Genomic DNA, 10671 nt, shown 5'->3' on the forward strand with positions numbered 1-10671 from the left:
ACGGAGGCACCCTCCGCTTAACAAGGGTTGCCGGAAAATATTTGGAATTCGTCAAAAGCCCATGCGCCGACAACGCGGTGCAGCTCTGCAAGGGTTCAATCTAACCAATTCGTGATCTACATTACCGGCATGGACGACCAGACCGACCAGATTCGGAAGCCCCGCGCCGATGCCGTGCGCAATCGCGAGCGCGTGCTCGAGGCTGCAAAGGTTGTTTTCAACGCGGGCGGTCCCGAGGCGAGCCTGGAAGCCGTGGCGAAACGCGCCGCCGTCGGCATCGGCACGCTCTACCGGCATTTCCCGACGCGCGAAGATTTGTTCGAGGCGGTATACAGGCGCGAGGTCGAGCAGCTCAGCGAACTGGCCGAGCAGTTGAAGAATGCGAAGGACCCGGTCGATGCGCTCAGGCGCTGGCTGGGTTCCACCGTCGAATTCGTTGCCACCAAAAAAGGCATGTCGGCCGCGCTGGCACTGACGTTCCAAAGCTCGTCGGATCTCGCGGCGTTCTCGATGGACCGGCTGACCAAGGCGATTGGCTCGCTGCTCGACCGCGCAGTCGCGGCCGGCCAGATGCGCGCCGATATCAGCCCGGAGGATCTGCTGCGGGCCCTCATCGGCATGTGCTACATAAACGACCAGCCCGGCTGGCAATCCTCGGTGCTGCGGATGCTCGACGTGTTCGTGGATGGGCTGCGGGTGCAGCCAGCCACCAAGGCCAAAGCGCGCGTCGCCAAGCCGGCGAAACCGACCGCGAAACGGAAGCGATAGCTCGTCCGTATCTCCCCAAGACCGTGCTAGGATCAGCATCGCCGGGATTTCAACGCGGAGCCACTCATGCGCATCGCCGCCTTGCTCGTCGCCCTCAGTCTTATCTTCAGCTCCGTCTCAGCATTTGCCGACGACGTCACCGCGGCACAGGGCGTCATCCGCGCCCAGGAACAGGCTTTTGCGCACGACGATGCCGCCGCGGCCTATTCCCACGCCGCACCGGCGGTCAGGGAGATATTCCCCGCGCCCGACATCTTCATGTCGATGGTGCAGAACGGCTACGCGCCGGTCTACCGGCACAAGAGCTTTGAATTCGGCGAGAGCAAGAGCGAAGAGAATCGGATCGCCCAGCGCGTCCACATCGTCGATGCCAATGGCGAGGCCTGGGAAGCGCTCTACACTCTCGAACAGCAGAGCGACGGCAGTTACAAGATCACCGGGTGCTCGCTGCTGAAGGCGGGACGAGAGGTCTAGGTCGCAAATCCCGGTCCGGTCCTGACCGCATTCATCCGCGACCGGATCAGCAGTGTCAGCACGATGCCTATATTGACGGCGTTCCACGCCACGCCGTTGGCAAACGCCGCGGCATACGAACCCGTCGCGTCAAAAATGACGCCCGACACCCAGCCGCCAAAGGACATGCCGAACACGGAGGCGAAGATCACGATCCCGACGCGGGTTGCGGCTTCGCTCGCCGGCATCGCCTCGCGCACGATGATGGCGTAGCTCGGCACGATGCCGCCCTGGAACAGGCCGAACATCGCCGAGATGACATAAAGCGAGGCCAGGCTGTCGAAGAACAGATAGAATATCAGCGCAAAGCCTTGCGCCAATGCTCCGATCAGCAGCGTGGGAATGCCGCCGATCTTGTCGGCGAGATAGCCCGAGCCGATGCGGCTGACGATGCCGCAGGCCATCATCAGCGACAGCATCTCCGCACCGCGCGCCACGCCGTATCCGAGATCGCCGCAATAGGCGACGATATGCACCTGCGGCATCGCCATGGCGACGCAGCAGGAGATGCTGGCAATCGCGAGCAGCACCGTCAGCGTGTTGGTCGACAGCTTGAGATCGACCCGCGGCGGCGGCGCATTGGCGTGATCGCGGATATGGTCATTGCGCATCTGCGCGCGCAGGACCAGCACCAGGATGGTCATCACGCTTACACAAACGAGGCCGATGCCGACATGGGTATAGCGCCAGCCGATCGTCTGGAGGCCCTCATTGATGAGCGGCGGCCACATCGTGCCGGCAACATAATTGCCGCTGGCGACGATGGTCACGGCGAGGCCACGATAGCGCTCGAACCAGTGCGAGGCCTCCGCCATCAGCGGCGCGAAGGTCGCCGAGGTCCCGAGCCCGATCAGGAAATAGGCTGCGACGAACTGCCAGAGCTGCGTCGACAAACCCGCAAGCACATTGGCAACACCAAGGAAAGCAATGCTGATCGCCATCACCGGCACGATGCCAAACCGGTCGGTGATCTTGCCGGCGATCACGCCGCCGAGGCCGAAGCCGAACATCATCAGGGTGAAGGCCAGCGACACTGCGCCGCGCGTGGCCGCGAATTCGGTCTGCACCGCGGGAATCATCACCACGATCGCCCACATCCCGACGCCTCCGATCGAGCCGATCAGAAGCGCAGTGACGAGCCGTATCCAGGCCTGACGCGAATCAGGGCTGAATGCATCAGGTGTGTGTCCTGGGTGATTTGGTGCATGCACGGTCGGACCATCGTCGCGGATCGCGATATGGTCAAGCAGCGTGGCGATATATTGGGCATGCGCGGTGCACTGCGGTAAGAAGATGCTTGGCGAAATCGCGCTTTGCCATTAGTTTGCGATCTGCGTGTGCAACATTGCCGCGCGAGGAGCCTATCGCCGGAATGCTGTTGCGATTGACGCGATCAATGCGGATCAGGGTGGGGCGGATCATCGCCCTCGCCTATCTGTTCTGCGTGTTCGCGCCGGCTGCAAGCCTTGCCTGGGGCAATGGTCCGGCACCGTGCCTTGACGAGGCGCTCATCGCCGACCTTGTGCCGGTGCATCACCAGATGCAGGCCAGCCACGTTCATGACGGCGCCGCGCATGACCACGCCGGACCGCATGCGCATCCCCAGACCGCAGCACAGGAGGCTCCCGCTCCGCATCATCATGACGGCAAGGGAACAGTGAGCCCGTGCTGCGCGATGATGTGCGTGAGCGCGCTGCCGGCGGATCTGCCCAGCTTGACCACACCGGTCCGGCCGATGTCGATCTGCGCGCCCGAGATCGTGGCCAGCCTGCATAGCACGGCGCCGCCCCAGCACTACCGCCCCCCCATCGCCTGATCTGACCCGACGACGTCAGGCCGCACGCGCATCCGCGCGCGCGAACCTGTGGTCCTACGACAGATCAGGAATGACTCATGCTTACGCTTTCCGGGGCGAAGTCCGCCGCCGCATCCGCGGCGCGTGGACGACACTTTCGATTCCATTGGCCGCTGCTGGCCGTGATTGCGCTGGCGCTATCCGGCTGCATGCCGGCAACCACGCAGGTCGCGGGCGCCGATCCCGCCGATCCGGCGGCGAAGGTCGCGCCTGTCGACTACCGGTCGACGATCGCGCCCTATACCGGCCTGCGGCCCGCGACGCCGGCGCCATGGCGCGACCGCAACGACGCCGTCACGCCGCAGCCGAAGCAAGACCGGTAGGAACGCGCCATGGCACACCATTTTGCGCGGAGCCTGCTCGTGCTCACTGCGTTCGGGCTTACAGCAGCGAGTCTTGCCGGCTGCATGGCATTCTCGCCGGACGGAGGCATGACGACGGTCTCGGACCTCACCAGCGAGACCATCACAAAAGACGTCGCGTTCGTTCGGTCGGCCGAGGGAGCGGAGGCCGTCAACGCGACTGTCAGCTGGTTGCTGGCGCACACGCTGACCACCGAGAGCGCCGTGCAGATCGCGCTGCTCAACAACAAGGGACTGCAAGCCGCCTATAACGAGCTGGCGCTGGCCGAAACCGAACTGGTGGAGCAGAGTCTGCCGCCCAATCCCGTTTTCTCGATCTCGCGGATCTCGGGCAATGGCGCCAGCGAGATCGAGCGCCAGGTGGTCGGCGACATCCTCGCGCTGGCCACCCTGCCGTTCCGCTCCGAGATCGCCCGCGACCGCTTCCGTCAGGCCCAATTGCGTGCGGCGCTGGCGACGCTGCGGCTCGCCGCTGACGCGCGCCGCGCTTATGTCGGCGCGGTTGCCGGCAACGAGATGGTGGCGCTGCTGACGGACGCGAAGTCCACGGCGGAATCGACCGCGCAGCTTGCGGTGAAACTCGGCGAAACCGGCTCGATCAACAAGCTCGACCAGGCGCGCGAGCAGGTGTTTTATGCCGAGACCACCGCCGACCTCGCCACCGCACGGCAGGCGGCGACGAGCGCGCGCGAAAAGCTCGCGCGCCTGATGGGGCTGTGGGACGGCGGCCTCGACTTCCGCCTGCCCAACAAATTGCCGCCACTGCCGCGCCAGCCGCAGGCGTTGCCCTCGATCGAGGCCGACGCAGTGGCCCATCGCATCGACTTGCAGATCGCACGGTTGGAGCTGACGGCGCTGGCGAAATCGCTCAACCTCACCGAGGCGACGCGCTTCGTGACGCTGCTCGATCTCGCCGGCATCTCCCGCCGCACCAGGGATCCGGAAGGCGCGCCGTTCCGCGAGCGCGGTTTTGACGTGCAGTTCCAGATTCCGATCTTCGACGGCGGCGAGGTGCGCGTGCGGCAGGCATCGGAGACCTACAATCTCGCCTTCAACCGCCTGACCGAGCGCGCCGTGAACGTCCGCTCGGAAGCACGCGACGCTTATCGCGCCTACCGATCGACCTACGACATCGCCAGCCACTACCAGCGCGAGATTTTGCCGCTGCGCAAAATCATCACCGAGGAGATGCAGCTGCGCTTCTCCAGCATGCAGGTCGATATCTTCGCGCTGCTCACCGAGGCCCGGCAACGCCTGGCATCGCTGCGCGGCGCTATCGACGCCAAACAAAAATTCTTCCTCGCCCAGTCGGACTTGCAGACCGCCGTCAATGGCGGCGGCGCACCCGCTTCCGGCGGCGACAATTCAACCACCATCGCCGCGGCAGCGCCTGCCGATGGCGGCCACTGAGATGGAGGCCAGCATGTATTCCCGTCGAGGATTTTTAGGCACCGCCGCGCTTGCCAGCGCGTCAGCTATCAGCGGCCGCGTCCAGGCCGCCTCGATCCCGGAAGCGCCGCACATGGACAAGGTGGTGATGCAGCCGCCGTTGCATCCCATCAGCGGACCCGACTATCGCCCCGTGGTCACGCTCAACGGCTGGTCGCTGCCGTTCCGCATGAACGGCGACTGGAAGGAATTCCATCTCGTCGCCGAGCCTGTCGTGCGCGAGTTCGCCGAAGGCATGAAGGTCAATCTGTGGGGCTACAACGGCCAGTCGCCGGGACCGACCATCGAGGCGGTCGAGGGCGACAAGGTCCGCGTCTTCGTCACCAACAAACTGCCCGAATACACCACCGTGCACTGGCACGGCATGATCATTCCGAGCGGCATGGACGGCGTCGGCGGGCTGACGCAGCCGCACATTCTGCCCGGCAAGACCTTCGTCTACGAGTTCGAGATGAAGAAGAGCGGGACCTTCATGTATCACCCGCACTCCGACGAGATGGTGCAGATGGCGATGGGCATGATGGGCATGGTCGTCGTGCATCCGCGCGATCAAAGCTTCCGGCCCGTCGACCGCGACTTCGTCTTCGTGATGAGCACCTATCGCGTCGATCCCGGCACCTATCTGCCGCAGGTCAACGAGATGACCGACTTCAACATGTGGACCTGGAATTCGCGGGTGTTTCCGGGCATCGATGCGATGCCGGTGCGGCTCGGCGACAAGGTGCGCGTGCGCATCGGCAATCTCAGCATGACCAATCACCCGATCCATCTGCACGGCCACAGTTTTGCGGTGACCTGCACGGACGGCGGCTGGATTCCCGAGAGCGCGCAATATCCGGAGACGACCACCGACGTGCCGGTCGGCGCTGTCAGGGTGTTCGACGTGCTCGCCGACAATCCCGGCGACTGGGCGTTCCACTGCCACAAATCGCACCACACCATGAATGCGATGGGGCACGAGGTGCGCAATCTGATCGGCGTCTCGCGCAAGGACCTCGCCAGGGCCGTCGGCAAGCTCGCACCGGATGCGATGGCGATGGGCTCGTCCGGCATGGCGATGGGCAACATGGAGATGCCCGCACCCGACAACACGCTGCCGATGATGACCGGCACCGGACAGTTCGGCCCGATCGAGATGGGCGGCATGTTCACCGTGATGAAGATTCGCGAGGACCTCGCGCGCGACGATTACCGCGATCCCGGCCCGTACAAATTCCCGCAAGGCACCGTCGCCTACGAGGTCACGCCACCGGCCGCAGAGCCGGCGCGGCAGCAAGGAAGCGCTCCTCCGATGAAGAACATGAAGATGTGAGGGTTTCGATGAACCACCAACTGGAGAACAAGATGAAGACGATCAATCTCGCCCTCGCGCTGGCTGCGCTTTCGATCGCGCCGGCCTTTGCTCACGACCAGCACGGACATGCGTCCTTCTCGGCCGGCGAGCCCGGCGACCCCAGGAAGCCGGCGCGCACCATCGAGATCCTGATGAACGAGATGGACTACGCGCCCGCCAGGATCGAGGTCAAGCGCGGCGAGCAGATCCGCTTCTTGCTGCGCAATGTCGGCAAGGAGGAGCATGAATTCCTGCTCGCCACCACCAGGGAGAATCTCGCGCACGCCGAGGTGATGAAGAAGCATCCGCACATGGAGCACGACGATCCCAACGGTGTCAGGCTCGCGCCGAGCAAGACCGCCGAGATCCTCTGGAAGTTCTCCAAGGCCGGCACGTTCGAATTTTCCTGCCTGATCCCCGGCCATCGCGACTACGGCATGGTCGGCCACGTCACCGTGAACTGAAGCAATGGAGAGAGCCATGAAATCGATCAACCGCATCACGGCCGCGCTCGCGTTGACGCTCGGCCTGACGCTCGGTGCGGCCGCGGCGCAGAGCGCGCCGATCAGTGGCGAGGTCAAGAAGATCGACGAAGGCGCCGGCAAGATCACGCTCAAGCACGGCGCGGCCAAGAGCCTCGGCATGGACGAGCCCATGACCATGGTCTACCGCGTCAAGGACCCTGCTTGGCTCAAGCAGGTGAAGGTCGGCGACAAGGTGACCTTCGAGGCCGAGGAGGCCGCGTCGGGGTACACGGTGACCAAGATGGAGAAGGCGAAGTAGCCTCCACTGTCATTCCGGGGCGCGCCCCTTGGCGCGACCCCGGAATGGCGGCTGGGAGCCTCCGAAATGCCCCGCTCCGTCCTTCTGCCGCACCCTCCGTTAACCCTTTGCTAACCATACACCCGGCAAGAATTGCCCAGTGGAGTCGAGTGTCGTCAGCCGCGTAGAACGGGAGCTCCCGTGGACGCCAGTGCGGTGCCTCACTTTCGGAACGGCGGCCCATCGGCCGCCGCGCAGACATTTGGGGCGCGCGGACGGCAGTCGCGCGGGGAGGCAGCTACCATGGTCGACGTCACCGCGGGACAGGGCGTAGGCAGCGCAAAGCCGGGCCTCCCCTCCCTCTCCGAGATCGTCAACATCCTCAAGCGCGGCGACATCGCGCTGGCGCTCGGCGTCCTCACCATCCTGGTGGTGCTGATCCTGCCGCTGCCCGCGATCGTGCTGGACCTGTTCCTGGCGATCTCGATCACGCTCTCGATCCTGATCCTGATGACCTCGCTGTTCATCCAGGCGCCGCTGGAATTCTCCGCCTTCCCGACCGTCCTGCTGATCTCGACCATGCTGCGGCTGTCGCTCAACATGGCCTCGACCCGCCTGATCCTGTCGCACGGGCACGAGGGCACGGATGCCGCCGGTCACGTCATCGAAGCCTTCGGCAACTTCGTGATGGGCGGCAATTTCGTCATCGGTATCATCGTCTTCGCCATCCTGATCATCGTCAATTTCGTCGTCATCACCAAGGGTTCGGGCCGTATCGCCGAAGTCGCCGCGCGCTTCCACCTCGACGCCATGCCCGGCAAGCAGATGGCGATCGATGCCGATCTCTCCGCAGGCCTGATCGACGAGGCGGTCGCCAAGCACCGGCGCAAGGAGCTGGAGGACGAAAGCGGCTTCTTCGGCGCCATGGACGGTGCCTCCAAATTCGTTCGCGGCGACGCCATCGCCGGCCTTCTGATCGTCTTCATCAACGTCGTCGGCGGCATGATCATCGGCGTGGCGCAGCAGGGCCTGTCCTTCGCCGACGCCGGGCGCAGCTACACGCTGCTGACCGTCGGTGACGGCCTCGTCACCCAGGTGCCGGCGCTGATCGTCTCGACCGCGGCCGGCCTGCTCGTCTCCAAGGCCGGCGTCTCCGGCGCCGCCGACAAGGCGCTGATGAAGCAGTTCTCCGGCTATCCGCAGGCGCTCGCGATGTCGTCGGCGGTCATGCTGGTGCTGGCGGCCCTGCCGGGCATTCCGTTCCTCCCCTTCCTGGCGCTCGGCGCCGGCGCCGGCGCGCTCGCCTGGAACGCCCGCAACCGCAACCGGGTGACGGCCAAGGCCGAGGAAGCCGCCAAGACCGCGCCCGCTCCGGGAACGCCGGGTGCGCCGGGCTCCACCGCGGCCGAAGAGCCGATCTCGGCCGCGCTCAAGATCGACGACCTCAAGATCGAGCTCGGCTATGCGCTGCTGCCGCTCGTCAACGGGCCCGACGGCACCGACCGTCTCACCGAGCAGATCAAGGCGCTGCGCCGTTCGCTCGCGATCGAAATGGGCTTTGTCATGCCCGCGGTTCGTATCCTCGACAACGTCCAGCTCGAAGCCAACACCTACATCATCAAGATCAAGGAGGTCGACGCCGGCACCGGCAAGATCTGGCCGAACCAGTTCATGGTCATGGACCCCGGCGGCAGCCAGGTGCAGGTGCCCGGCATCCACACCACCGAGCCGACCTTCGGCCTGCCCGCGACCTGGGTCGATGCCAGCCTCAAGGAGGAAGCCTCGCTCAAGGGCTACACCGTCGTCGACGCCGCGACCGTGCTCTCGACCCACCTCACCGAGCTGCTCAAGGCCAACATGTCGGACCTGCTCTCCTATGGCGAGGTGCAGAAGCTGCTCAAGGAGCTGCCGAAGGAGCAGGGCGAACTGGTCAAGGACATCGTGCCGGGACAGGTCACGGTTTCCGGCATCCAGCGCGTGCTGCAGCTGCTGCTCGCCGAACGCATCTCGATCCGCGACCTCTCGACCATCCTCGAGGGCATCGCGGACTCGCTGGCCTTCTCGCGCAACCCGTCCACCATGGTCGAGCACGTCCGCGCGCGTCTCGCCCGGCAGATCTGTGCACAGAACACGTCCTACAACGGCTATCTGCCGCTGATCGCACTGTCGGCGCGCTGGGAGCAGGCCTTCGCCGAATCCATCATCGGCCAGGGCGAGGAACGCAGCCTCGCCATGCAGCCTTCAAAACTGTCGGAGTTCATGACCGCCGTGCGCGAGGCCTTCGAGCGCGCCGCGCGTGAAGGCGAAGCACCGGTGCTGGTCACGTCTGCGGCAATTCGTCCCTTCGTGCGCTCTCTGGTCGAGCGGTTCCGGGCCCAGACGACCGTGTTGTCGCAGGCCGAAATCCACCCTAGGGCGAGGTTGAAAACGGTCGGAAGCGTCTGATTTGCCTTAAGAAGCCGTGTGTTTTTCAGCCACAGGCAAATGGTTTTTGAGTTCCTGGGGCCTTGTCGAGAAAACGCTTACAAGACACCTTAAAAGTACATTACTGCGTTGAAATAATTATATAATCGCACGATCAAGAGTCGCTTTTGATCGCGATTTTTCACGTCCTGTCACGCTCTTGTGATCGCCCCTTGGGAACGAATCCGCCCAATACTAGGTTGTTGGGCACCGGGAGTATGAACCTGCCCAAACAAGCAGGCGACTACTTCGGGTAGATGGCGGCAGGAGCCTTCCATGAACCACTCGATTTACAGCGCAGATCGCTCGACCCACCTCAAGATCGTGGTCGTTGCGCTTGTCGCCGGCATCACGGTGGCAGGTTTTGGCATCACGGCGCGTTCGGGTTCGGACGAAGGCCTTACGCAAACCGCGCGCGTCATCAAGGCCGGCAAGCCGGTCGTTATCACCAGCTCGAACGCGTCTCTCGTTCGCTAAGGAGATCTGAGTTTCAGGAATTCACGCGGCTCTTTACCAGCCCCCCAAAGTCGCCACGTGGATATGTAGACGACCCCAACCCCAAGTCGACTACAGAAAGCGCCCGCCCCCCACGGGCGCTTTCTCATGTCTGGGGTGTGTTGGATCGGTACGAACTCTCCGTCGAATTCGTATGGTTGACGACCGTTGCCACTCTCGTGTCCCGGACGCGCTGCAACGCGCAAGCGTTGCTGCGCAGAGCCGGGACCCAGAAAGCCGCACGGCATGGTGGTAAATGGGCCCCGGCTCTGCAGCGCATCACTTTGTGCTGCGCAGCGTCCGGGGCACGAGACTTTTTGTTCAACGATAGACATGGCTAATCATCCTCGCGGCTCAGCTCGCCCGAGCTTTGCATGATCGCCTCACCCTCAATTGAAAGAGGGCGCAGGGAAGACCGGGTGCCGGCTGGCACCCGCGGTCCACTGTGCGAAATTGTCGTAAGAACATTGCACAGCGGCATACAGGTGTAGCCAAAACATCCGGCCTTCCCTGCGCAGTGGTTTGACGGCTTATGTCGGGCTCTCCCCGGGGAGCGATGCACTATTGCCCCCGTCGCCTTGCGGATGGCTGATGCGCTGGCCCGGTTGGGCCGCACGCATCACCACAAGACTTGGCGCACAGACCCCGGGCGCCAGGACCACACGATTTTG

11 protein-coding genes are annotated in these 10671 nt (G+C 64.2%); 10 read left to right on the forward strand and 1 reads right to left on the reverse strand.

The features are described from left to right. Positions 1 to 129: 129 nt before the first annotated feature. Both IVB29_RS37050 and IVB29_RS37055 read left to right on the forward strand, forming a co-directional pair. Positions 130 to 768: a TetR/AcrR family transcriptional regulator gene (locus tag IVB29_RS37050; RefSeq protein WP_247508365.1), complete on the forward strand. Its 639-nt coding sequence runs from the start codon at positions 130 to 132 to the stop codon at positions 766 to 768. Positions 769 to 834: 66 nt separating this feature from the next. Next, entirely contained in the window at positions 835 to 1242 is a 408-nt protein-coding gene (locus IVB29_RS37055; protein WP_247508366.1) for a DUF4864 domain-containing protein, read from the forward strand. On the opposite strand, the gene IVB29_RS37060 is transcribed toward IVB29_RS37055, so the two are convergent. After that, complete coding sequence (locus tag IVB29_RS37060; RefSeq protein WP_346731332.1) at positions 1239 to 2492, reverse strand: MFS transporter; 1254 nt, start codon at positions 2490 to 2492, stop codon at positions 1239 to 1241. The two genes, IVB29_RS37055 and IVB29_RS37060, sit on opposite strands and share 4 nt — an antisense overlap. Before the next feature lie 86 nt (positions 2493 to 2578). Here IVB29_RS37060 and IVB29_RS37065 point away from each other — a divergent pair, with 86 nt between their 5' ends. The 8 genes from IVB29_RS37065 to IVB29_RS37100 all read left to right on the forward strand — a co-directional run bounded on the left by IVB29_RS37065 (position 2579) and on the right by IVB29_RS37100 (position 9982). Next, positions 2579 to 3097 (forward strand): hypothetical protein, encoded by a 519-nt coding sequence (locus IVB29_RS37065; protein WP_247508367.1) that lies wholly within the window; start codon positions 2579 to 2581, stop codon positions 3095 to 3097. A 77-nt stretch (positions 3098 to 3174) separates the two neighbouring features. Then, positions 3175 to 3459, forward strand: a complete 285-nt coding sequence (locus IVB29_RS37070; RefSeq protein WP_247508368.1) for a hypothetical protein — start codon at positions 3175 to 3177, stop codon at positions 3457 to 3459. 9 nt (positions 3460 to 3468) lie between these two features. Next, positions 3469 to 4908 carry a TolC family protein gene (locus tag IVB29_RS37075; protein ID WP_247508369.1) on the forward strand — a complete coding sequence of 480 codons (1440 nt, stop codon included), beginning with the start codon at positions 3469 to 3471 and terminating at the stop codon, positions 4906 to 4908. A gap of 13 nt (positions 4909 to 4921) precedes the next feature. After that, entirely contained in the window at positions 4922 to 6259 is a 1338-nt protein-coding gene (locus IVB29_RS37080; protein WP_247508370.1) for a copper oxidase, read from the forward strand. Between the two features lie 32 nt (positions 6260 to 6291). Next, positions 6292 to 6744 (forward strand): cupredoxin family protein, encoded by a 453-nt coding sequence (locus tag IVB29_RS37085; RefSeq protein ID WP_247508389.1) that lies wholly within the window; start codon positions 6292 to 6294, stop codon positions 6742 to 6744. A gap of 16 nt (positions 6745 to 6760) precedes the next feature. Next, entirely contained in the window at positions 6761 to 7063 is a 303-nt protein-coding gene (locus IVB29_RS37090) for a copper-binding protein (protein ID WP_247508371.1), read from the forward strand. 282 nt (positions 7064 to 7345) lie between these two features. Further along, positions 7346 to 9487 carry a flagellar biosynthesis protein FlhA gene (gene flhA, locus IVB29_RS37095; RefSeq protein WP_247508372.1) on the forward strand — a complete coding sequence of 714 codons (2142 nt, stop codon included), beginning with the start codon at positions 7346 to 7348 and terminating at the stop codon, positions 9485 to 9487. A 294-nt stretch (positions 9488 to 9781) separates the two neighbouring features. Further along, positions 9782 to 9982: a hypothetical protein gene (locus IVB29_RS37100; RefSeq protein WP_247508373.1), complete on the forward strand. Its 201-nt coding sequence runs from the start codon at positions 9782 to 9784 to the stop codon at positions 9980 to 9982. Positions 9983 to 10671 lie beyond the last annotated feature (689 nt).

It is taken from the genome of Bradyrhizobium sp. 1 (assembly GCF_023073315.1).
GTDB lineage: Bacteria > Pseudomonadota > Alphaproteobacteria > Rhizobiales > Xanthobacteraceae > Bradyrhizobium.

Bases quoted from the DNA above. Each gene is read 5' to 3' on its own strand.
- IVB29_RS37050 (WP_247508365.1), top strand. From the start codon at position 130: ATGGACGACCAGACCGACCAGATTCGGAAGCCCCGCGCCGATGCCGTG.
- IVB29_RS37055 (WP_247508366.1), top strand. From the start codon at position 835: ATGCGCATCGCCGCCTTGCTCGTCGCCCTCAGTCTTATCTTCAGCTCC.
- IVB29_RS37070 (WP_247508368.1), top strand. From the start codon at position 3,175: ATGCTTACGCTTTCCGGGGCGAAGTCCGCCGCCGCATCCGCGGCGCGT.
- IVB29_RS37075 (WP_247508369.1), top strand. From the start codon at position 3,469: ATGGCACACCATTTTGCGCGGAGCCTGCTCGTGCTCACTGCGTTCGGG.
- IVB29_RS37080 (WP_247508370.1), top strand. From the start codon at position 4,922: ATGTATTCCCGTCGAGGATTTTTAGGCACCGCCGCGCTTGCCAGCGCG.
- IVB29_RS37085 (WP_247508389.1), top strand. From the start codon at position 6,292: ATGAAGACGATCAATCTCGCCCTCGCGCTGGCTGCGCTTTCGATCGCG.
- IVB29_RS37090 (WP_247508371.1), top strand. From the start codon at position 6,761: ATGAAATCGATCAACCGCATCACGGCCGCGCTCGCGTTGACGCTCGGC.
- flhA (WP_247508372.1), top strand. From the start codon at position 7,346: ATGGTCGACGTCACCGCGGGACAGGGCGTAGGCAGCGCAAAGCCGGGC.
- IVB29_RS37100 (WP_247508373.1), top strand. From the start codon at position 9,782: ATGAACCACTCGATTTACAGCGCAGATCGCTCGACCCACCTCAAGATC.